The 20,843-nt window shown below is 73.4% G+C and carries 24 protein-coding genes and 1 pseudogene; 15 read left to right on the plus strand and 10 right to left on the minus strand.

Annotated features, from left to right (window positions below; genetic code table 11):
• Positions 1-31: 31 nt before the first annotated feature.
• Positions 32-1,966 (minus strand): vWA domain-containing protein, encoded by a 1,935-nt coding sequence (locus tag ACFQ3T_RS05910; protein ID WP_380720766.1) that lies wholly within the window; start codon positions 1,964-1,966, stop codon positions 32-34.
• Positions 1,963-3,348: a sigma 54-interacting transcriptional regulator gene (locus tag ACFQ3T_RS05915; RefSeq protein ID WP_380720768.1), complete on the minus strand. Its 1,386-nt coding sequence runs from the start codon at positions 3,346-3,348 to the stop codon at positions 1,963-1,965. Before ACFQ3T_RS05915 ends, ACFQ3T_RS05910 begins: the two co-directional genes overlap by 4 nt.
• 105 nt (positions 3,349-3,453) lie before the next feature.
• On the opposite strand from ACFQ3T_RS05915, the gene ACFQ3T_RS05920 reads away from it, so the two are divergent.
• The 5 genes from ACFQ3T_RS05920 (at position 3,454) to ACFQ3T_RS05940 (ending at position 6,722) form a co-directional block, all read left to right on the plus strand.
• Positions 3,454-4,203 carry an SDR family NAD(P)-dependent oxidoreductase gene (locus ACFQ3T_RS05920; protein WP_380720771.1) on the plus strand — a complete coding sequence of 250 codons (750 nt, stop codon included), beginning with the start codon at positions 3,454-3,456 and terminating at the stop codon, positions 4,201-4,203.
• 103 nt (positions 4,204-4,306) lie between these two features.
• Positions 4,307-4,702 carry an SSI family serine proteinase inhibitor gene (locus tag ACFQ3T_RS05925; RefSeq protein WP_380720774.1) on the plus strand — a complete coding sequence of 132 codons (396 nt, stop codon included), beginning with the start codon at positions 4,307-4,309 and terminating at the stop codon, positions 4,700-4,702.
• 214 nt (positions 4,703-4,916) lie between these two features.
• The gene (locus ACFQ3T_RS05930) at positions 4,917-5,630 is read left to right on the plus strand and encodes a hypothetical protein (RefSeq protein WP_380720777.1); all 714 of its coding nucleotides are present in this window, start codon (positions 4,917-4,919) and stop codon (positions 5,628-5,630) included.
• Positions 5,617-6,048: a phage holin family protein gene (locus ACFQ3T_RS05935; RefSeq protein ID WP_380720779.1), complete on the plus strand. Its 432-nt coding sequence runs from the start codon at positions 5,617-5,619 to the stop codon at positions 6,046-6,048. The genes ACFQ3T_RS05930 and ACFQ3T_RS05935 overlap by 14 nt, the downstream gene beginning before the upstream one ends.
• Positions 6,024-6,722 carry a DUF3618 domain-containing protein gene (locus tag ACFQ3T_RS05940; protein ID WP_380720782.1) on the plus strand — a complete coding sequence of 233 codons (699 nt, stop codon included), beginning with the start codon at positions 6,024-6,026 and terminating at the stop codon, positions 6,720-6,722. Before ACFQ3T_RS05935 ends, ACFQ3T_RS05940 begins: the two co-directional genes overlap by 25 nt.
• Positions 6,723-6,808: 86 nt before the next feature.
• On the opposite strand, the gene pcaC is transcribed toward ACFQ3T_RS05940, so the two are convergent.
• From pcaC to ACFQ3T_RS05970, 6 genes and pseudogenes are all read right to left on the minus strand, one after another.
• Positions 6,809-7,174 carry a 4-carboxymuconolactone decarboxylase gene (gene pcaC / locus ACFQ3T_RS05945; RefSeq protein WP_380720784.1) on the minus strand — a complete coding sequence of 122 codons (366 nt, stop codon included), beginning with the start codon at positions 7,172-7,174 and terminating at the stop codon, positions 6,809-6,811.
• On the minus strand, positions 7,171-7,920 hold the full coding sequence (gene pcaD / locus ACFQ3T_RS05950; protein WP_380720787.1) for a 3-oxoadipate enol-lactonase: 750 nt from the start codon (positions 7,918-7,920) through the stop codon (positions 7,171-7,173). Before pcaD ends, pcaC begins: the two co-directional genes overlap by 4 nt.
• On the minus strand, positions 7,917-9,293 hold the full coding sequence (gene pcaB, locus ACFQ3T_RS05955; RefSeq protein ID WP_380720790.1) for a 3-carboxy-cis,cis-muconate cycloisomerase: 1,377 nt from the start codon (positions 9,291-9,293) through the stop codon (positions 7,917-7,919). The genes pcaD and pcaB overlap by 4 nt, the downstream gene beginning before the upstream one ends.
• Entirely contained in the window at positions 9,268-9,855 is a 588-nt protein-coding gene (gene pcaG / locus ACFQ3T_RS05960; RefSeq protein WP_380720793.1) for a protocatechuate 3,4-dioxygenase subunit alpha, read from the minus strand. Before pcaG ends, pcaB begins: the two co-directional genes overlap by 26 nt.
• On the minus strand, positions 9,848-10,561 hold the full coding sequence (pcaH, locus tag ACFQ3T_RS05965; RefSeq protein ID WP_380720796.1) for a protocatechuate 3,4-dioxygenase subunit beta: 714 nt from the start codon (positions 10,559-10,561) through the stop codon (positions 9,848-9,850). The genes pcaG and pcaH overlap by 8 nt, the downstream gene beginning before the upstream one ends.
• Positions 10,562-10,611: 50 nt before the next feature.
• Positions 10,612-10,878 (minus strand): annotated as a pseudogene (locus tag ACFQ3T_RS05970) (CoA-transferase subunit beta); the annotation flags it as partial.
• On the opposite strand from ACFQ3T_RS05970, the gene ACFQ3T_RS05975 reads away from it, so the two are divergent.
• The 6 genes from ACFQ3T_RS05975 to ACFQ3T_RS06000 all read left to right on the plus strand — a co-directional run bounded on the left by ACFQ3T_RS05975 (position 10,877) and on the right by ACFQ3T_RS06000 (position 14,412).
• Complete coding sequence (locus tag ACFQ3T_RS05975; RefSeq protein ID WP_380720799.1) at positions 10,877-11,395, plus strand: DUF4331 family protein; 519 nt, start codon at positions 10,877-10,879, stop codon at positions 11,393-11,395. The pseudogene ACFQ3T_RS05970 and the gene ACFQ3T_RS05975 sit on opposite strands and share 2 nt — an antisense overlap.
• Complete coding sequence (locus ACFQ3T_RS05980) at positions 11,370-11,498, plus strand: hypothetical protein (protein WP_380720801.1); 129 nt, start codon at positions 11,370-11,372, stop codon at positions 11,496-11,498. Before ACFQ3T_RS05975 ends, ACFQ3T_RS05980 begins: the two co-directional genes overlap by 26 nt.
• Complete coding sequence (locus ACFQ3T_RS05985) at positions 11,495-11,650, plus strand: hypothetical protein (protein WP_380720803.1); 156 nt, start codon at positions 11,495-11,497, stop codon at positions 11,648-11,650. Before ACFQ3T_RS05980 ends, ACFQ3T_RS05985 begins: the two co-directional genes overlap by 4 nt.
• Positions 11,647-11,979: a hypothetical protein gene (locus tag ACFQ3T_RS05990; RefSeq protein WP_380720805.1), complete on the plus strand. Its 333-nt coding sequence runs from the start codon at positions 11,647-11,649 to the stop codon at positions 11,977-11,979. The genes ACFQ3T_RS05985 and ACFQ3T_RS05990 overlap by 4 nt, the downstream gene beginning before the upstream one ends.
• Before the next feature lie 189 nt (positions 11,980-12,168).
• Positions 12,169-13,038, plus strand: coding sequence for a TIGR03621 family F420-dependent LLM class oxidoreductase (locus ACFQ3T_RS05995; RefSeq protein ID WP_380720808.1), 870 nt, complete (start codon positions 12,169-12,171; stop codon positions 13,036-13,038).
• 51 nt (positions 13,039-13,089) lie between these two features.
• Entirely contained in the window at positions 13,090-14,412 is a 1,323-nt protein-coding gene (locus ACFQ3T_RS06000; RefSeq protein WP_380720810.1) for an amino acid permease, read from the plus strand.
• A gap of 75 nt (positions 14,413-14,487) precedes the next feature.
• On the opposite strand, the gene ACFQ3T_RS06005 is transcribed toward ACFQ3T_RS06000, so the two are convergent.
• Both ACFQ3T_RS06005 and ACFQ3T_RS06010 read right to left on the minus strand, forming a co-directional pair.
• Entirely contained in the window at positions 14,488-15,006 is a 519-nt protein-coding gene (locus ACFQ3T_RS06005; protein ID WP_380720812.1) for a hypothetical protein, read from the minus strand.
• Positions 15,007-15,016: 10 nt separating this feature from the next.
• Positions 15,017-15,370 carry a hypothetical protein gene (locus ACFQ3T_RS06010; RefSeq protein ID WP_380720815.1) on the minus strand — a complete coding sequence of 118 codons (354 nt, stop codon included), beginning with the start codon at positions 15,368-15,370 and terminating at the stop codon, positions 15,017-15,019.
• An 816-nt stretch (positions 15,371-16,186) separates the two neighbouring features.
• Here ACFQ3T_RS06010 and ACFQ3T_RS06015 point away from each other — a divergent pair.
• The 4 genes from ACFQ3T_RS06015 (at position 16,187) to ACFQ3T_RS06030 (ending at position 20,669) form a co-directional block, all read left to right on the plus strand.
• Positions 16,187-16,591: an MmcQ/YjbR family DNA-binding protein gene (locus ACFQ3T_RS06015; protein ID WP_380720909.1), complete on the plus strand. Its 405-nt coding sequence runs from the start codon at positions 16,187-16,189 to the stop codon at positions 16,589-16,591.
• Between the two features lie 159 nt (positions 16,592-16,750).
• Positions 16,751-19,225: an aminopeptidase N gene (gene pepN, locus ACFQ3T_RS06020; protein WP_380720818.1), complete on the plus strand. Its 2,475-nt coding sequence runs from the start codon at positions 16,751-16,753 to the stop codon at positions 19,223-19,225.
• Complete coding sequence (locus ACFQ3T_RS06025) at positions 19,222-20,235, plus strand: FAD-dependent oxidoreductase (RefSeq protein WP_380720821.1); 1,014 nt, start codon at positions 19,222-19,224, stop codon at positions 20,233-20,235. Before pepN ends, ACFQ3T_RS06025 begins: the two co-directional genes overlap by 4 nt.
• On the plus strand, positions 20,232-20,669 hold the full coding sequence (locus ACFQ3T_RS06030; protein ID WP_380720824.1) for a VOC family protein: 438 nt from the start codon (positions 20,232-20,234) through the stop codon (positions 20,667-20,669). The genes ACFQ3T_RS06025 and ACFQ3T_RS06030 overlap by 4 nt, the downstream gene beginning before the upstream one ends.
• Positions 20,670-20,843 lie beyond the last annotated feature (174 nt).

Here is a 20,843-nt window from a genome sequence, read left to right on the forward strand (position 1 = left end):
CGGGCCGGTCCGTCGCGACCGGCCCGCGCGGTCACCGCCGGCGGCGGGACCTCAGGTAGTCGCTCACCACGGCCGCGCCGAGGCCGTCCTCCCCCGGCGCGACGACCCGGCCGCCGGAACGCCGCGCCACCGTGTCGACGAACCTGGTCAGCCTCGGGTCGTCGCCGAGGCGGAACACCGTGATCGACGCGCCGAGCCGGGCCAGGGAGTCGACCTCGACCAGCGTCTTGCCGAGCGTCCGCTCCAGCGGCGGGTAGTGGAACTCGGCGTCGCCGGTCGTCTCCAGGTGGGCCGTGGGCTCGCCGTCGGTCACCACGAGCACGACGGGCTGCGCGTCCGGGTGCCGGCGCACGTGCCGGCCCGCCAGCAGCAGGGCGTGGTGCAGGTTGGTGCCCTGCTCCCACGCGCCTTCCAGCGCGGTCAGCTGTCCGATGTCGACGGTCTCGGCGTGCCGGCCGAACGTGATCAGCTCGAGGGCGTCGGTGCGGAACCTGGTGCGCACCAGGTGGTGCAGCGCCAGCGCGGTGCGCTTCATCGGCACCCACCGCCCGTCCTGCACCATCGACCACGACGTGTCCACGCACAGCGCCACCGCCGCGCGCGACCGCTGCTCGGTCTCGCTGACCTCGACGTCCACCACGTCCAGCCGCACCGGGCCGCCCGCCGACCGCAGCACCGCGTTGGTGACGGTCCGCGGCACGTTCCACGGCTCGGTGTCGCCGAACCGCCAGGGCCGGGTGGAGCCGGTCAGCTCACCGGCCGCGCCGGCCGACGAGCTGTCCCGGTGGCCCTGCGCCCGCGCGCTGTCGATCACGCCGCGCAGCGCCGTCTCGCCCAGCCGCCGCAACGCCTTCGGCGTCAACCGCAGCGAGCCGTCCGGCGCGCGTTCCAGCAGGTTCTGCGACCGCAGCTCGCGCTCCAGCTCGGCCAGCCGGCGCGCGTCCACGCCCGCCTCGCCGCCGAGGTGGCGAACCAGGGCCTCCAGGTCGACGTCCTCCAGCCGTGCGCCGGGGTACGCCTGGGACAGCTGCTCGGCCAACGCGTCGAGCTCGGCGAGGTCGGCCATCGCCTGCGCGCCCTCGCCCATGCCGAGCGGGTTCCCGCCCCGGAACCGGGCCGAGCCGTCCCAGTCCTCGCCGGGCCGCAGGCCTTGCAGCAACGCGTCCAGCCGGGACAGCTGCGAGCCGATGCCGGAGTCACCGAACGCCTGCCGCGACAACGCCGACAGCTCCTCGCGCTGCCGGTCCGTCATCGAGTTCATCATCCGCTGGGCGGCGGCGGACCGGGCGGCCAGCGCGTCGACCAGCTCGTCGACGGACCGCGGGTTCTCCGGGAAGAACTCGCCGTGCGCGCGCATGAAGTCGGCGAACCGCTCCGCGGTGTCCTCGCCGCGGGCGTGGGCGTCGAGGAGGCCGTTCAGGTCGTCCAGCATCTCCTGGATGCGGCGCACGTCCTCGGGGCGCACGTTCTGCATGGCCTGCTTCATGCCCTGGAACCGCTGGTCCAGCAGCTCCCGGCCGAGGAGGTTGCGGATCTGCTCGTAGGACTCGCGGGCCTCCGCCGACCGCCAGTCGTACTCGGCCAGCTCCCGCACGGCGGCCGCCGTGGACTGCGGCAACGCGTCCAGCTGGGCCTCGCGGAACCTCGCCTCGTCGTCCGGGTCGGGGAACAGCGCGGACCGCTCGGCCCGCAGCGCGTCGTCCAGCAGCCGTTGGACCTCCTGCAGCGTGCCGTCCAGCCGGTGCCGCCGGGTGAGGGCGGCGCGCTTGCGCCACAGCCGCGCGGTCAGGTCGTCGAGGCCGGGCGTGCCGGGCAGGCCGCGGCGCAGCAGCTCGCGCAGCGCCGCGTCGGGCGAGGCGCCCTCCATGACCTCGCGGCCCAGCTCGTCCATGGCCGCGCGCAGGTCCGCCGGCGGGGCGAGCGGATCGGGCCCGTCGACGTACCGGCCGTACCGGTACCCGGTCACCCGTACACCGACCGGTCGTCGTCGCTGTCCTTCGACAGCTGACGGGTCAGGTAGAGCGATTCCAGCGCGAGCTCGACGCCCGACGCGATGCGTCCCGCCGGGTCCTTGGGGCCCGCGCCGACGCGTTGCGCCACCTCGTGCAGCACCGGCAGCTCCGGCAGCGCGGCCAGCAGGTCGCCGGGGTGCACGCGCTCGCCGGTCGCCACCGGGTGGCCGTCGGACACGAGCTCGGCCAGCGGCCGCAGGTTCAGCCCGGCGAACGTCGAGCGCGCCGTGTCCGCCACCGCCCGGCGCAGCAGGTGGACCAGCACCTCCTGCTCGCGGCCCTCCTCGCCGGCCTCGAACTCCAGCTTGCCGCGCAGCACCTCGGGCACCGACTCCAGGTCCACGGGACGCGCGATGGGCGGGTTCTCCCCGATCAACGCGCTGCGCCGCAGGGCGCTCGCCGCGACCGTCTCCGCCGCCGCCACCGCGAACCGCGCCGACACGCCCGACCGCTGGTCGATCGCGGACGACTCGCGCAGGTGCCGCACGAACCGGGCGATCACCTCCAGCAGGTGGTCGCCCACCTCGGCGACCAGGGCGGCCTCCTGCCGCACCAGGTCGATCTCGGCGCTTACCTCCAGCGGGTAGTGGGTGCGGATCTCGGCGCCGAACCGGTCCTTGAGCGGCGTGATGATCCGGCCGCGGTTGGTGTAGTCCTCGGGGTTCGCGGTGGCGACCAGCAGCACGTCGAGCGGCAGCCGCAGCGTGTAGCCGCGGATCTGGATGTCCCGCTCCTCCATCACGTTCAGCAGCGCCACCTGGATGCGCTCGGCCAGGTCGGGCAGCTCGTTGACGGCGATGACGCCGCGGTGCGAGCGCGGCAGCAGGCCGTAGTGGATGGTCTCCGGGTCGCCCAGGCTGCGGCCCTGCGCGACCTTGACCGGGTCCACGTCGCCCACCAGGTCGCCGACGCTGGTGTCCGGCGTGGCGAGCTTCTCGGCGAACCGCTCGTCGCGGTGCTTCCACACCACGGGCAGGTCGTCGCCGAGTTCGGCGGCCCGGCGCTTCGACTCGGGCGTGATGGGGTCGAGCGGGTGCTCGTTCAGCTCGGCGCCCGCGATCACCGGCGTCCACTCGTCCAGCAGGCCGACGACGGTCCGCAGAAGCCGGGTCTTGCCCTGGCCGCGTTCGCCGAGGAGCACGACGTCGTGGCCGGCCAGCAGCGCGCGCTCCAGCTGTGGGAGCACGGTGCGGTCGAAACCGACGATGCCGGGCCACGGGTCGCGGCCCTCCCGGAGGGCGGCCAGCAGGTTGTCCCGGATCTCGGCCTTCACACCGCGCGGCACGTGGCCTGCCGCGCGGAGGGCTCCTGCGGTGGTGGGCAGCTCAGAGGTCACCCCACCGAAGTTACGCACCGATCGCCTCCCGGTCGATGTGGAGCCGCTCCACCCGGACCGGCGCGGTGCTGCCGTTCCGCACCCGTCTTGCTACTCTGCGTGATCGTGACGGGACTCCTGGCGGGCCGGGTCGCGCTGGTGACCGGCGCCAGCGGGCTCCTCGGGCACGGCATCGCGCTGCGGTTCGCGCACGCGGGCGCGGCGGTCGTCGCACACGGCAACCGCGGTGACGTGCGGGCGCTGGTCGCGGAGATCACGTCGGCCGGCGGCCGGGCCACCGGGATGCGCGCCGACCTCGCCGTCGAGGACGAGTGCCACCGGCTGGTGCGCGAGGCGGCGGAGTGGGGCGGGCGGCTGGACGCGCTGGTGAACAACGCGGGCGTGCAGCCGGTGCGGGACCTCGCCGGCATGACGGCCGCCGAGTGGCGCGCCGTGGTCGACCTCAACGTGACGGCCGCGTTCTGCTGCACGCAGGCCGCGGCGGACGTGCTGCCGGCGGGCGGGTCGGTCACCCACGTGGCGTCGATCGAGGGCACGCACCCGGCGGCCGGGCACGCCCACTACTGCGCGTCGAAGGCCGCCGTGATCATGCACGCCCGGTCGGCCGCCCTCGAGTACGGGCCGCGGGGCATCCGGGTGAACGCCGTCTCGCCCGGGTTGGTCGACCGGCCGGGATTGGCGCGGGAGTGGCCGGACGGCGTCGAGAGGTGGACGCGGGCCGCGCCCCTGGGGCGGTTGGGCCGCCCGGACGACGTCGGCGACGCGTGCGTGTTCCTCGCCTCGGAGATGGCGTCGTGGATCACCGGGAACAACCTGGTCGTGGACGGTGGAGTCACCGCGAACCCCACTTGGTGACGAATTCCGGGCGAATTGGAAAGGTGAATTCACAGATTACGACATCTCAGTGAGAACGGAATCGGGCCGAATACGCGACGGCGGACCGGGTCACCCCCGAACCATGCGACGAACACGAACCCTCATGGCGTCCCTGTTCGCATCCGGCCTCCTGGCCGCCCCGCTGATCGGTACCGGCACGGCGTCCGCCGCACCGCCCGAGACCGACCTGGTCCTGGCGGTCTACCAGGAAGGACGCGGAGTCGAGACGACGCGCCTGACCTGCGACCCGGCGGCCGGCGAGCACACGGCGGCCCAGGCCGCCTGCGGTGAGATCGAGGCCGCGGACGGCAATTTCGCCGAATTGGACGGCACCGGGCCCCAGATCTGCACGTTCGACTACAACCCGGTGACCGCGGCCGCGTTCGGATCGTGGCGCGGTGAACCGGTCCAGTACGTGGAAGAATTCCCGAACCGGTGCGTGATGGAGCAGGAAACCGGCGCGGTCTTCTCGTTCTGACCGACCTGGTCGAATCGACCCGACGCGCCTGACCGAATCGACGACGACCCCGCGGCCGACCACCGGCCGCGGGGTCGTGGCGCATTCCCCGGCCATTCCCCGCGGGGGCGCGGGCCGACGCGTCACGACCGGACAGTTGTCATTGCGAAGAAGGTTAGCTCCGCGCCACCGGGGTAGGTCGTTGGTCGAGACACCCGATCGTGAGGAGTCAGTCGTGGACGAGAACCAGACGGGTGCGGTCCGCGAGACCGCCCAACAGGAGGGCACCGCCGTGGCGCAGCACGCCAGGCAGGCCGCCGGAGAGGTCGGTGCGACGGCGCGTGAGCAGGTCGGCCAGGTCGCCCAGGAGGCGAAGGGCCAGGCCAAGCACGTCGTGCACGACATGCGGCAGCGCGTCGCCGGCGAGGCCGAGGAGCAGGCGCGGAAGGTGTCGCGGCAGATCGAGCGGATCGCCGACGAGCTGGGCAGCATGGCCGACGGCTCGGGTCCGGACTCGCTGACCGCGGGCGCGCTGCGCCAGGTCTCCGACGCGGGCCGGCAGGCGGCCCGGTACCTCGACGAGCGGGGCGCGAGCGGGCTGGTGGAGTCGGCCCAGGACTTCGCGCGGCGCAAGCCGGGGACGTTCCTGATCGGCGCGGCGGTGGCCGGCTTCCTGGTCGCCCGCGCCGCGAAGAGCATGAGCGGCGGCGCCGACCAGCAGCGTCGCGAGACGCAGCACGGGTACACCGGCCACGTGCCGGCCACCCCGGTCACCACGGCCACCGCCGTGCCGCCGACGACCACCACGCCGGCCGCCACGCCGACGCCGGAGTACGGCATGCCGGCCTCGCCGCAGTACGGCACGCCGTCCCCGCAGGTGCCGGCGACCCCGGCGCCGTCGCCCCGCGCGCCCTACCAGCCGGAGGGATCGCCGTATGTCCAGCGCTGAGACGCGGGCGCCGGTGCCGGAGAGCCGGTCGCCGCACGACGACGGCGCGACGCTCGGGCAGCTGATCGGTGAGCTGACGGAGGACCTGTCGCGGCTGATGCGGCAGGAACTGGAGCTCGCCAAGGCCGAGATCCGGCAGGAGGCCTCGAAGGCGGGCAAGGCCGCGGGGATGCTCAGCGCCGCCGCGTTCGCGGGCTACATGACCGTGATCCTGCTCAGCCTCGCCCTCGTGTTCGCCCTGGGCTCGTTCATGGGCCTGGGGTGGGCGGCGCTGGTCGTCGCGGTGCTGTGGGGCATCGCCGGCGCGGTGCTGTTCTCCACCGGCCGCTCCCGCATGCGGAAGGTGTCGCCCAAGCCGGAGCGCACCATCGAGACGTTGAAGGAGGACGCGGAATGGGCCCGTCACCCGACCAAATAAGGCACGACATCGACCGGACCCGCGCCGAGCTGGTCGCCGACGCGAACCGGATCGTCGACCACACCAGGCCGCGCAACATCGCGCAGCGCCGGGTGGACCGGGCCCGGCACGGCCTGAACAGTTTGAAGGAGCGAGTCATGGGCACGGTTCCACAGGCCGCCACGACGGTGCAGGACCGGACGTCGGGCATGGCGTCCACCGTCGGCGAGCGGGCGGCGGAAGCCGCCTCGACCGTCGGTGACAAGGCGCAGGGCGTCGCGTCGACGGTGAGCGACAAGGCGCAGGAGGCGGCGCACGCCGTGCAGAACGCGCCGCACCAGGCGCGGCAGCAGGCGCGCGGCAACCCGTTGGCGGCGGGCCTGATCGCGTTCGGCGCGGGTGCGCTGGTCGCGACGCTGATCCCGGCGACGCGGGCCGAGCAGGACGCCGTCCGGCAGCTGAGCGAACGCGCCAGTGGCGCCGTCGAGCCGGTCAAGGAAGCCCTCACCGAGTCCGCGCAGAAGCTGAAGGACGAGGCGGGCACGGTCGTCGGCGAGGCGGCGGACCAGGTGAAGCAGGTCGCCCAGGACGCCACGCAGACGACGGTCGAGCAGGCCAAGGGCTCCGCGCAGGACGTGGGCCAGCACGCCCGTGAGTCCGGCCAGCAGGTCAAGCACGAGGCCAGGAACCAGTAAGGTCGCCAACCCTCCCGCGAGGAAGCGCCGATCCCCTGCCGGGGGTCGGCGCTCCTGGCGTTCCGGGGCGTCCCGCGCCCGCGGGTTCAGCTGCCGGAGAGGATCGGCCGGGCGACGGCGAACGCGCGGTTCGCGGCCGGGACGCCCGCGTAGACGCCCACCTGCAGCAGCACTTCCCTGATCTCGTCGGCGGTCAGGCCGTTGCGCAGGGCCGCCCGGACGTGCAGCGCCGGCTCGTGCTCGTGCCCCAGCGCGGCCAGCACCGCGAGCGTGACGCACGACCTGGCCCGGCGGTCCAGACCGGGACGGGTCCACACCTCGCCCCACGCGTACCGGGTGATGAAGTCCTGGAAGTCCGCGGTGAACGGGTCGGCGCCCGCCAACGCGCGGTCCACGTGCTCGTCGCCGAGCACTTCCCGGCGCACCCGCAGGCCGTCGTCGAACGTGCTCACAGGTGGCCCTCCAGGATCGCCGACACCTCGTCGGCCGCCTCCACGTTGGCGAGGTGCGCGCCCGGCACGACGTGGAACGTCGCACCGGGGATGGCGTCGGCGACCGCCCGTCCGCACGCCGCCGGCGTGGCCTCGTCGTGCGCGCCGGCGATGACGGCGGTCGGCGCCTCGATCGCGGGCAGCACGGACCGCAGGTCCAGCGACGCCAAGGCCTCACAGCAGGCCGCGTACCCCTCGTCGTCCACTTCGGACAGTCCTTTGTGGAATTTCGCGACGACGTCCGGCGAGCGGTCGCGGAACTCCGGGGTGAACCAGCGGGCCATCGCGGTGGGCGCGATCGCGCCCGTGCCGGACGCCCGGACGGCGGCGGCCCGGTCCAGCCACGGCCGGGGCGTGGGGAACGTGGCCGCCGTGCAGCACAGCACCAGCCGCTCGATGCGCTCCGGCGCGTGCCCGGCCAGCCACATGCCGACCATGCCGCCCATCGACACGCCGCAGTAGGACACGCGGTCCAGGCCGAGGGCGTCCAGCAGCTCCAGCACGTCGTCGGCGAGGTCGTCGATCCGGTACGGGCCGGGCGCGGCGGGCGTGCCGCCGTGGCCCCGGTGGTCGTAGCGCAGCACCCGGAACCCGCGGTGCAGCGCCGGCAGCTGCCGCTCCCACAACGCGGTGGTGGTGCCGAGCGAGTTGCCCAGGACGACGACCGGCGCGTCCGCCGGCCCGCTCAACTCGTAGTGCGGCTTCACGGCCGCCCCCTCCCCCGGTGCGCCGCGAGGGCGCGGTCCACGAACTCCCCCGCGCTGCCGACGTACCCGGCCGGGTCCAGCGCGTCGTCCACTTCCTCTTCCGTCAGCCCGATCCTCAGGTCGGCGAGCAGCACCTCGCGCAGCGGCCGGCCCGCCGCGACCGCCGTGCGGCACACCTCGGCGACGAGGTCCTGCGCCTCCGACCGGCCGATGCGGGCGGCCAGGCGCACGGCGACGTTCTCGGCCATCAACAGCCCGCCGGTCAGGTCGAGGTTGCGGCGCATCCGCTCGGGGTCGACGCGCAGCCGGCACAGCAGCTCACGGGCGCCCCGCACGGCCCCGCCGACCAGCCGCAGCAGCTCCGTCACGGTCTGCCACTCGCTGTGCCACGCGCCGGCCGCGCGTTCGTGCTCCTGCGCCATCGACGACAGCACCGTGGCCACGAGCCCCGGCACGCGCTGGGTGCACGCGGTGACCAGCACGGACCGCACCGGGTTGTGCTTGTGCGGCAGGGCGGACGACGTGCCGCCGTCGCCCTCGGCCACCTCGGCGACCTCGGTCTGGGCGAGCAGCACGACGTCCTGCGCGATCTTGGCCAGCACCCCGGACGCCGCGCCGAGCGCGCAAGCCAGCTCGGCCACCCTGGTCCGGTTGGTGTGCCACGGGATCAGCGGCGCGGCCAGGCCCAGCTCGGCGGCCAGCTGCGCGGTGAGGCCGGCGCCGTGGTCGGGCAGCGCGGCCAGCGTGCCCGCCGCGCCGCCGAACTGCACGGCCAGGCGGTGCGTGCGCACGCGGGCCAGCGCGGTCTCGGCCTCGTCCACGGCGACCAGCCACCCGGCGCACTTCAGCCCGAACGTCGTGGGCAGCGCGTGCTGGGCGAGCGTGCGGCCCGCGATGAGCGTGTCGCGGTGCCGGTCGGCGAGCCGTTCGCACTCCGCCGCGACGGCCCGCAGCCCGGCCAGGATCGGCCCGAGCGCGCGGTACGACACCAGCGACAGCGCCGTGTCCAGCACGTCCTGACTGGTGGCGCCGTTGTGCACGGCCGCGCGGCCCTCGGCGGTGACGTGCGCGCCGATCGCGCGGACCAGCGGCACGACGGGCGTGCCGGAGGTCAGCGCGCCCTCGCCGAGCACGACCGGGTCGTAGTGCCCGACGTCGATGGCCGTGACGACCATCCGGGCGGCCTCCTCGGTCACGATGCCCGCCCTGGCCTGCACGATCGCCAGCGCGCGCTCGAAGTCGAGCATGGCCCGCAGCCACGCCCGGTCGCAGGTGGCGGCCTCGACGTCCGGGTCGGTGAACAGCGCGCCCCACAGCGAGCGCGGTCCGGCTGTGCGGGGGCCGTGCTCAGAGGTCGAAGAAGACGGTTTCATGCTCCCCTTGCAGGTGGATGTCGAAGCGGTAGCCGAACGGGGCGGTCCCGGGCGGGGCGGTCTCGGCGACGAGCGTCGCGCGCCGGGCGGGGTCGATCGAGGTGAGCACCGGGTCGGTGGCGTTGGCCTCCTCGTCGGGGAAGTAGATCCGGGTGACCAGCCGCACCAGCATGCCCCGGCAGAACAGCGACACGTCGAGGTGGGGTGCCTCCCGGCCGCCCCCGGCCACGGGCAGTGGTCCGGGCTTGACGGTCAGCACCGAGTACCGCCCGTCCGGGTCGGTGGCGCAGCGGCCGAAGCCGCGGAAATCCTTCCAGCGCACCGCGCCACGCGGGTCGTCGGGGTGGTCGAAGCGGCCGTCCGGGTCGGCCTGCCAGGTCTCGACCACCGCGTCCGGCACCGGGACGCCCGCGCCGTCGTAGACCGTGCCCCCGATCCGGAACGCGCCCGGCGTGCCCTCGGGGACGACGAACGGGCCGTCCTCCCACACCAGGCCGGACGAGAAGAACGGGCCGACGGTCTGCGACGGGGTCGTCCGGAGACCGGCCCGGGGCTCACTCATCGTCGTCCTCCTCTTCCAGGGGCGTGGGGTTCTTGCCGCGCAGCACGATGTCCCACCGGTAGCCCAGGGCCCACTCCGGCACGGTGGTGTCGAGGTCGAACCGGGCCACCATCGCGTCCCGCGCCTTCGGGTCGCGCACCGAGTTGAAGATCGGGTCCTCGGCGAGCAGCGGGTCGCCGGGGAAGTACATCTGGGTGATCAGCCGTTGCGTGAACGCGGTGCCGAACAGCGAGAAGTGGACGTGCGCGGGCCGCCAGGCGTTGTCGTGGTTGCGCCACGGGTACGCGCCGGGGTGGATCGTGGTGAACGAGTACCGGCCCTCGGCGTCGGTGACCGTGCGGCCGACGCCGGTGAAGTTCGGGTCGAGCGGCGCGGGGTGGCGGTCGGCGTCGTGCCGGTACCGGCCGGCGGCGTTGGCCTGCCAGACCTCCAGCAGGGTGCCCGCGACCGGCCGCCCGTCCCCGTCGAGCACGCGGCCGGCGACGATGATCCGCTGGCCTTGCGGCTCGCCGTCGTGGCCGACGGTGAGGTCGTTGTCGTGCGGGCCGACGCGGTCCTCGCCGAGCAGCGGCCCGGTGATCTCGTTCAGCCGCTGCGGCAGCAGCACGAACGGCCGGCGCGGCGCGCGGAGCACGTTGGACCGGTACTCGGGGAAGGACACCGGTGGGTGCGACGCGGTGTCCTGCCGGTAGGTGTGGGTCGGCACCGGGTCTCCTGTTCGTCGTGCCGAGAAGTGTTTGCCAGGTGGGTCGCGCTCTAGTGGGTCAGCGCGCGCAGGACGGCGAGTTCGCGGTCCGTGGGCGGCTCGGTGCGGTCGAGGTCGTCGGCGACCTTCAGGTCCCACCCGGTGAGCTCGCGCGCGGTCGCCACGTCCACGCCGGGGTGCAGCGCCGTCAGCACCAGCTCGCAGGTGCGCGGGTCGGGCCGCAGCACGCCGAGGTCGGTGATCACCAGACGCGGCCCGGCTCCGGTCAGGCCCAGCTCCTCGCGCGCACCCGGCCCCGAGCCGAACCCGAACGACGTGAACCGGAGGCGCCCGCCGGCCGAATTGCCCGGTGACAGCACGCTCGCGCACCGAAGGGATCGAGCGTGTCCACACCGCTCACCGGCCACCGCGCCACCAGGGTCGCCGCCGCGTCGGCCGCGGTCGTCGCCACGACCCTGGCCACCGGACTGCTCGACGCGCGCCCGGTGCGCGCGCGTCGAGCCACCGCGAGGCGGGCCGAAGTCGATGCCGGACTACGCGGCGCTGCGCGACCAGGCCGTCACGCCCATCCAGGGCGGCGCGAAGGCGTACGTCGGGCAGGCCGACGACCCGTTCTTCCTCGACCTGCGGGTGTTCGACCTGCGGTACGGCGCGGACCTGTCCGAGGTCGGGCAGGACACGCTGCGCGGGTTCAACGCCAACACCATCGCGTTGCAGGTGCCGAAGGCGTGGCTGGCGTCGAAGAAGCGTTGGCGTTCGCCTACCGCGCTGTCGACGGGGTGGCGCGGGGTTCCTGTACCACCGGGGCGTGATCCTGGCCGCGCTGGGACGTGACGCGGAGGCCGCGGCGGTGTTGGACGAGGCGTTGCGCGTCAACCCGCACTTCTCGTTCGTGGACGCGCCTCACGCCCGTGCGGCGTTGGACGGTCTGCGGTGAAGGCCCTCGGCCTGGTCTTGTTGGGATTGCTGGTGTTCCCGACTCAGGCCGCGGCGCACCCGATGGGCAACTCCACCGTCAACCACTACCACGGGATCACCGTGCACCCGGACCGCGTGACCGTGCGGGCCGTGGTGGACACCGCCGGGTGATCGCGGCGCACCGGGCGGGGACGGCGCGGGACGCCGTGGCGGTGGGCGCGGCGGTGACCCTCACCCACACCGCCGGCGTGCTGGTCCTGTGCCTGCTGGTCAGCGCGACGAGCGCGGCGGCCGGTGGGTCCGCCCTGCGTTGGCTGGGCGGGGCGGCCGGTCTGCTCGTCGTCGCGATCGGCGTGGGGATGCTGCTGGTGCGCCTGCGGGACCGCCTGGCCGCCGTCGAACGCCTCCGCGACCGCTTCACCGCGCTACCGACCGTGACCGCCGTCCTGGTGCCGGCGGTCGGCGCCGGGCTCACCCTCCGGGCCGCCTTCGACCTCTGACGACGCCGGGACGCCGCCCTGATCTGGAGGATCACCCGGCCCGGCCGGCGACGGCGTCCCATTCCCTATCGGGTTGATACGCATTGCTGATGCGTGCTGTCCGTCGCTACCGGTTGGCCGATTGACGTCACCACGCGCGATGCCCCAGCCTGAGCCCTCCGCCGTTTCGGGCCTTGGGGGGCACACGCGATGACCGACCTTCGTTTCGGAATTTCGTTAGCCACGCCGGGATCGCACGACGACCTGGTGCGCACGTGCCAGACCGCCGAGGCGCACGGCTTCGACACCGTCGTCGCCGTCGACCACCTGGGACCCAACCGCACCTCGCCCTTCCAGGTGCTCCTCGCCGCCGCGCACGCGAGCGACCGCCTGACCGTGGGCACGTACGTGCTCAACACCGCCTTCTGGAACCCGTGGATGCTGGCCCGCGAGGTGCAGACGATCCAGCGCCTGACCGGGAACCGGCTCGAACTGGGCCTCGGCGCGGGGATCATCAAGCAGGAGTTCGACGCGGCCGGCATCCCGTGGCGGCCGATGGACGACCGGATGGCCCACCTGCGGTCCACGTTGGACGAGCTGGCCGCGCTCCTCGGCCCCGAGGAGGGCGTCCGCGCGCCGCGCACGCTCATCGGCGGCACCGGCGACCGCGCGCTGACGTTCGCCGCCCGGCACGCCGACATCGTCAGCATCGGCGGCATCCTGCACGTCAAGGGCAAGGCCACCGGCAACTTCCGGATCATCGACGCCGCCGAGACCGACGGCCGGGTCGCCCTCGTGCGCGCCGCGGCCGGTGACCGGGACGTCGAGCTGAACAGCTTCGTGCAGGTCGTGGAGCTGACCGATGACCGCACCGCCGCCGCCGAGCGGATCGCCGCCGACTGGGAGCTTCCGGTCGAGGTCGTGCTGGACTCGCCGTTCGTCCTGCTCGGCACCGAGCACGAGATCGCCGCGCAGGTCGCCGCGAACCACCGGCGGTACGGGTTCACGGCGGTGTACGTCCAGCGCCCGTACCTGGACGCGCTCGGCCCCGCGATCAAGATCGCCCGCAGCCTGGTCTGACCTGGTCGGGCGCTGCGCCACCGTTGTCCGACCCTGGGAGGGTTCGCCGTCGTGCCCGAGAAAACCGCCAACGCCGGAGGTCGGCTGACCGTCGGCCAGGGCACCGCCATGTACGTGGGCGCGGTCCTGGGCACGGGCGTGATCGCCCTGCCCGCCTTCGCCGCGGAAGTCGCCGGTCCCGCGTCGCTGCTGGCGTGGTTGGGGCTGGTGGTGCTGTCCGCGCCGCTCGCCGCGACGTTCGCCGCGCTGGGCGCGCGCTACCCCGACGCCGGCGGCGTCTCCACGTACGCCCGGCTGGCGTTCGGGGAGCGCATCGCCACCGTCGTCGGGTGGTGCTTCTACTTCGCCGTGCCGCCGGGCACGACGGCGGCCGCGCTGTTCGCCGGGGCGTACGTGGAGCAGGCCTTCGGCGGCGGGCAGCGGACCGTCGTGCTCACCGCCGTCATCCTGATGGCGTTGGTGGCGGTGACGAACTGGATCGGCCTGAAGGCCTCCGGCCGGCTCCAGTTCGTGCTGGCGGGCCTGCTCGTCACGCTCGTGCTCGGCTCCGTGCTGCTGTCCATCCCGCACATCGACCTGGGCAACCTGACGCCGTTCGCGCCCAACGGCTGGTCCGCGATCGGGCCAGCCGCGGCGCTGCTGGTGTGGAGCTTCGCCGGGTGGGAGGCGATCACCCACCTGGCGCAGGAGTTCCGCCGCCCGGAGCGGGACCTGCCGCGGGCGACCGCCATCGCGGTGGCGATCGTCGGCCTGCTGTACATCTCGGTCGCGTTCGTGATCATCGCCGTGCTCGGCTCGGCCGCCGCCGACTCCGAGGCGCCGCTGGGGCAGCTGATCGCGACGTCGCTGGGCGGTGACGTCAAGGTGATCGCCGCGATCGCCGCCGTGCTGCTGACCGTCGGCTCGATGAACGCCTACTACGCCACCGCCGCGAAGCTCGGCGCGGCGTTGAGCCGGGACGGCGCGTTCCCGTCCGGCCTGTCGCGGGGCAGCATGGCGGGCGAGGTGCCGCGCCGCAGCCTCGCCGTCGTGGTCGCGTGGTGCTTCCTGGCGCTGGGCGCGGTGGTGGTGACCGGTGCGGGCACCAAGCCGATGGTGCTGCTCACCACCGGCCAGTTCGTGACGGTGTACGTGATCGGCACGGCGGCGGCGGTCAAGCTGCTGCCGCGCGGCAAGGCGCGGTGGGCCGCGCTGGTCGCGCTCGCCGGTGTGCTGGCGCTGCTCGCGGTGTCCGGCCCGTACATGCTGTGGCCGTTGCTGGTGACGGTCGCCGCGCTGTCGTTCCTGTGGTGGAAGCGGCGGCGCCGGGCCGCCGTGCCGCCGGTGAAGGAGCAGGACGACGACGACCAGCCGTTGCTCGGCGCGACGCCCTGATCCACCACCGGCACGGCTGGGCGGCCCGCCGTCGCGTGCGGGCCGCTCAGCCGGGACGGGGTGTCAGGACGGGTGTCAGACGGTTCCGGTGAACCGGTCGTCCAGGTAGGCGAGCTTCGCCTCGTCGTCACGCCGGGAGTACAGGTAGCGGGTCCACGCCTGCTGCTCGTGCACCAGGACGCCCATCTCCCACACGCACATGGTCTCGCGGTGCCGGCCCGGCTCCATCAGCGAGAGGTCGTCGTGCCGGGTCGTGTCGCGGATGTAGACGGTCTCCCACATCTCGTTGTTGTTCCGCCACGTGCAGACGATCAGGAAGTAGAACGTCCCCTGGCACAGGTGGTGGATGACGAACCCGAGGTCGCCCGAGATGGCGAGGTCGCCCGACGCCACCTCGGCGTGCAGGAACTTGTGCGCCTGCTCCCGCACGTCGTCCCCGATCGCGTCGTCGGCCTCGCGCACCTCGTACCACTTCAGGTACGCGTCCGGCAGGACGACGTCGTGGTCGGGCAGCGCGATGGCCTGCTTCGGGTAGTGGACGTAGTCGGCGTCGACGTTGGCGATGGCCGAGAGGTACGGCGGATTCGTGGTCACGGCGGCGATCCTAGGACCACGCGCCGGGCTCGGAGAGCACCTTGACGGTCTGCTCGGGCACCGGCACGAGCGCCGTGCTGTAGTCGACCATCATGTCGCCGACCGGCCCGTCGAACTCCGCCCACTCCGGCTGCACGTAGAGGGCCTGGGCCAGCTCCACCCGCTGCTCCAGGCCCGGGAACGCCCGCACCAGGTGCCACTCGTCGTCGGCCAGCGGCGACGGCCCGTACGCCAGCACGGTGATGCCGATCTTGCGCATCAGCGGGATCGTGCCCTCCCGGCTGATGCGGTCGAACTCGTCACGCGTGCCGGGCTTGACCTTGAACACGCGGGTCTCCAGCAACCAGGTCTCTTGCTCGCTCATCCGGACACTCCAAGGACACCGCCGTGACGACGGCGTGGCGGTGCCACGGCGTCACGGCGGAAGTGGGATGGGGTGCGCTCAGCTGGGGCGGGCTGGACGCGGCAGGTCGGGTGCGACCACGAACTCGTCGGCTGTCTTCTTACCGACGCGCCGCTTGCCGCGCAAGGGTGACACGCGTTCCCGTTCCGGGGCCGCGAGCTGCGGCGGCGCGCTCAACTAGTGTCCCACGGCGTGAAACCCGACCTCGCAACCCTGCGTGCCGCCGTCCTCGAGTTCGGCGGGTTCGACCAGCCCGACCGGTCCTGGGCCGCACTGGAATCGGCCACCGCTCCCCGCGTCGACCTTTCCCTGGCCGCCCACCGCGACGCGTTACACGTCTGGCTCAACGCCTGGGGCTGCCGCATCCGCAAGCCGCGCGACGGCGAGCCCAAGGTGCTCGACGCGAGCCTGGCCGCCTGGTGGGACCGGTGGCACGGCGAGCTGCCGGACCACGCCACGTGGCTGGCCGACCTGACCGACGACCAGGTGGAACGGCTGGCCGCGGCCTTCGCGGACCTCGCCGCGTCACCCGCCGCGCCCACCCGCACGCTCGGCCCGACCGCCGCGTCCAAGCTGCTGTTCGCCTTGCGCCCCAACGCCTTGCCGCCGTGGGACAACCTGATCGCGCAACGGCTGCACGGCGCGCGCGACGGCGCCGCCTACCGGGCGCACCTGGCGCTGACGCGGTCCTGGGCGGCGGACCTGCTCGCGGAGGCCGGGGCGCCGGAGCCGGAGCTGGCCGCGGCACTGGGCCGGCCGGGCCGCTCGCTGGCGAAGATGATCGACGAGTACTGCTACCTGGCGTTCACCCGGAACTGGACGGCCCCGTCGGCCGGGGTCACCGCGGACGACGTCCGCCGCATCGCGCGCGCCCTCCCGCGCACGGAAGAGGCGTTGGTTCACGACCGGGTGAAATTCCGCATCGGACGAATCGTGTACCTCGCGTTGTCACCGGATGAACAGACGATGGGGTTCGCATTTCCGAAGGAGGAGCGGGCCGCGTTGGTTGCGTCTGACCCAGACAAGTTCCACATGCCGGTCCCGTCCGACGAGCGGTACAACTGGGCCCGTGTGACGTTGGCCCGACTCGACCGCCAAGAACTTGAGGAACTGGTTGTGGAAGCGTGGCGGATGTGCGTGCCGAAGCGCGTCGCCGCAGCTCACCTGGAGGGCAAAGCATAGCCACAGGGCCATTCGAGGTAACCCGAACGGCTCCCCAGGTCCGCCCGAACGCGCGCCATAAGCTTTTGCGATAGGCCGGCGGCCGGTGGTGAGAACGAGTCGTTGACTTGGCCCGTTCCGCGCTTACGATCGCTCCACCAATCAGGAGAGGGTCTGCGCATGGCCAGCTTGACTCGCCTCGAAGCCGCCACCCGCAGCGCATTGTTGCGTGTTCGCGAGTACCACGTGGAGCTGGATCTGACCACGGGTGAAAAGTCATTTCGTTCCATTACGAAGATCTCGTTCGACGCCGCAGAGCCGGGCGCCACGACGTTCCTCGACCTCAAGCCGGCGACCCTGCTGGAGGCGTCGCTGAACGGGCGCCCGCTCGACGTCGACGCGCTGGAGGACGGCCGGCTCCCGCTGGCCGACCTCGCCGCCGTGAACGACCTGGTGGTCGTCGCCGACATGGCGTACTCCCGGGAGTCCCAGGGACTGCACCGGTACGTGGACCCCGCGGACGGCCGGGTCTACGTCTACGGCTCGGTGTTCCTCGACCACGCGCCCCGCATCTTCGCCTGCTTCGACCAGCCCGACCTCAAGGCGCCGTTCACGTTCGCGCTGACCGTGCCCGAGGACTGGGCGGTGCTCGGCACCGGCGCCGCGACGCGGCTCGCGCCCGGCCGCTGGGAGGTCGTGCAGACCGTCGCCCAGTCGACGTACCTGACCACCGTGGTGGCGGGCCCCTACGTCGCCTTCGAGACCGTCCACGACGGCGTGCCGCTCGGCGTGCACTGCCGCGCGTCGGTCGCCGAGGCGCTGGAAGCCGACATCAAGGAGATCTTCGAGGTCACCGGGCAGTGCCTGGACGAGTTCCACCGGCTGTTCGGGGTGCGCTACCCGTTCGGGCGGTTCGACCAGGTCTTCGCGCCCGAGTTCAGCTACCTGTCGCTGGACCACCCGGGCTGCGTGCTGATCAAGGAGCTGTACCTGTTCCGCACGCCCGCGCCGCGCAGCGAGCACGAGACCCGCGCGGTGGTGATCGCGCACGGCCTGTCGCTGATGTGGTGGGCCGGGCTGGTGACCAACCGCTGGTGGGACGACCTGTGGCTGGGCCAGGCGTTCGCCGACTACATGGCGCACCGGGTGCCGAGCGAGGTCACCGAGTTCACCGGGCCGCTGACCACGTTCTCCGCGCGCCGCAAGGGCCAGGCGTACGTCGCCGACCAGCGCCCGTCCACGCACCCCGTGTGGATCGACGGCCCGGACGCGATGACGGCGCTGCTCGACCTCGACCGCATCTCGTACTTCAAGGGCTCGTCGGCGCTGCGGCAGCTCGCCAACCACATCGGCGACGACAAGCTGCGCGAGGGCCTGCGGACGTTCTTCGCCCGGCACGCCTACGGCACCGCCTCGTACGCGGACTTCAACGCCGCGCTGAGCGAGGCCGTGGGCCACGACCTGGGCGACTGGGCCGACAAGTGGCTGGGCAGCGCCAACGTCACCACGCTCGCGCCGGAGTTCACCGTCGAGGACGGGAAGATCGCCTCGTTCGCGGTGGTCCAGACCGCGCCCGAGTCGCACCCCGTGCTGCGCCCGCACACGATCGACATCGGCCTGTACGGCGAGCGGCACGAGACCGTGCGGGTGACCGTGGACGGCGCGCGCACCGAGCTGCCCGAGCTGGTGGGCCGGGACGCGCCGAGGTTCCTGCTGCTCAACGAGAACGACCTGACCTACGCGAAGATCCGCTACGACGCGGCGTCGCAGGCCGTGCTGCCCGAGGTGCTGCCGACGTTGGCGCCGATCAACCGGGCGATGGTGTGGGCGTCGCTGCTGCAGGGCGTGCTGGACGGCGCGGTGCCCGCCGCGTACCACCTCGACCTGGTGGCCCGGATGCTCGCGGTGGAGACCGAGCTGTCGATCGTCATCGAGGTGCTGGAGCAGGCGCGGATCGACGTGGCCGACCGGTTCCTCGACCCGGCGCTGCGGCCCGCCGCGCTGGCGAAGGTCGCCGACGCGGCCCGCGCCCGGCTGGCCGCCGTCGAACCCGGTGACGAGCTGGGCCTGGCGCTGTGCCGCGGCCTGATCGAGTTCGCCACCGACGTGGCCGAGCTGCGCGGCTGGCTGGACGGCACGCCGCCGCCCGCCGGGCTGGAGCTGGACGCCGACCTGGCGTGGCGGGCGCGGTACCGGCTTGCCGTGCTGGGCGCGCTGTCGGAGGCGGAGATCGACGCCGCGTACGAGGCCGACCCGAGCACGCACACCGAGCAGTTCGCGATCAAGTCGCGGGCGGCGCGTCCCGACGCGGCGGCCAAGGAGGCGGCGTGGCGATCGATCACCACGGACGCGAGCCTGTCGAGCTACCACCTGTGGTCGCTGGCCGAGGGCTTCTGGCAGCCGGAGCAGCGCGAGCTGACCGAGCCGTACGTGGAGCGGTTCTTCCGGGAGATCCCGGAGGTCGCGCGGCTGCGGGGCGACAAGGTGCTGGACACGCTGGTGCTGTGGCTGTACCCGCGGTACGCGGGCACGCCGGAGACGCTGAAGCTCGCCGGCGAGCTGTTCGCCCGCGACGACCTCCCCCTGCCGCTGAGCCGGCGCGGCGCGGACCTCACCGACGACCTGCGCCGCGCCGTCGAGGCGAGGCGGGCGTGAGGGTCGCGGTGGTCGGCGGCGGTGTCGCCGGCGCGCTGCTGGCGTGGCGGCTGCGGCGGGAACGGGCGGACGTGGTGGTGTTCGCGGGCGAGCCCGTCCCGTCCGACGCGTCGGCGGCGTCCGGGGGGCTGGTCCGCGGGTTCGAGACCGACCCCGCCGCCGCGGCCGACGCGGCGGCGAGCCTGGCCGAGCTGCGCGCGGACGACGACCTGCTGGAGTGGACCGGGTACCGGGAGATCGGCTCGGTCCACCTGTCGTCCGGAGTGGACCCGACCGCGTCGCTGGCCGTCGTGGACGCGGCGCTGCCCGGCTCGGCGACCGTCGTGACGGGCGCGGAACTGGCCCGGCGCTTCGGTTTCCGGGACGTGGCGGACGACACGGTCGGCGTGGTCGAGCGCCACGCCGGGCACCTGTCCCCCGCCCGGCTCCGCGAGCACGCGCTGAAGTGGTCGGCGGGCAACGGGGTCGAGGTGCGGCACGAGCGGGTCGCCGAGGTGTCGGCCGGGCCGTCCGTGCGCCCGGCCAACGGGTCCGCCGAGGGTTTCGACGCGGTGGTGGTCGCGGCGGGCGCGTGGACGCCGCGGCTGGTCGAGCACGGCGGGACGTTGCGGACCAAGCAGATCCAGTACGGGCTGCACCGGCTGGAACTGCCGTGCCGCAGCGGGTTCGTCGACGACGTCACCGGCTTGTACGGGCGGCCGCACGGCGACGGGCTCGCGCTGCTCGGCCTGGGCTGCGAACGCTGGGACGTCGACCCGGCACAGGTGACGCCGGACGACGACCTGGCGGCACGGGTGGCGGACGTGGCCCGGCGGCGCTTCGGCCTGGCCGCCGAGCCGGTCGCGCCGGAGCGCGTGGTGGCGTCGTTCGACTGCTACCGCACGCCGGCCGGCCTGCGGCTCGACCACGTCGGCGACGGCGTGTTCACGTTCACCGGCGGCAGCGGCGGCGCGGCCAAGACCGTGCTCGCCGCCAGCCGGCGGGCCGCGCGGGAGCTGGTGGGGGCATGATCCTCGGCATCGACCACGTGGGCCTGGCGACCGGTGACGCGGAGGGCGTCGGCGTCCTGCTCGCCGCCCTCGGTCTGTCCAAAGTGGAGGCCGGGGTCGCGGAGCCTTACGGGGTGTCCTGTGACTTCTGGCAGTTCGGCCCCGATCCGCGGCTGCCCGCCGTGGAGGTCGTGGCGCCGGTGGCCGAGGGGTCGTCGATCGACGGCCGGCTCGCCCGCAACGGGCCGGGCCTGTACCACATCGCGTTCGAGGTCGACGACCTCGAAGCGGAGCTGACCCGCTTGCGCGGCAACGGGTTCACGCCCGTGGACGCCGAGCCGTGCCAGGGCGCGCGCCCCGGCATGACGGTGGCGTTCCTCTACCTGCGCAAGCCCGCCGGCGTGCTCGTGGAGCTGGTGCACTACCGGACGCGACGACGCGCCCCTGCTCCGTGACGACCACGGTGAACCCTATGGGTGGCATCAGGAAAACCATGCCGGCGTTTGACCGCATCAACGTTTTCAATTGGTTCGCAAGGACTGCTGGGGAATAATCTCCACCAGGGCTCGTCGATCCCGACACCGCAGGTCACCAGCCCTCCGACGCTAGGGGTAGCGACGGGGGCGAGG

This window comes from Saccharothrix hoggarensis, from assembly GCF_042678885.1.
Lineage (GTDB): Bacteria > Actinomycetota > Actinomycetes > Mycobacteriales > Pseudonocardiaceae > Actinosynnema > Actinosynnema hoggarensis.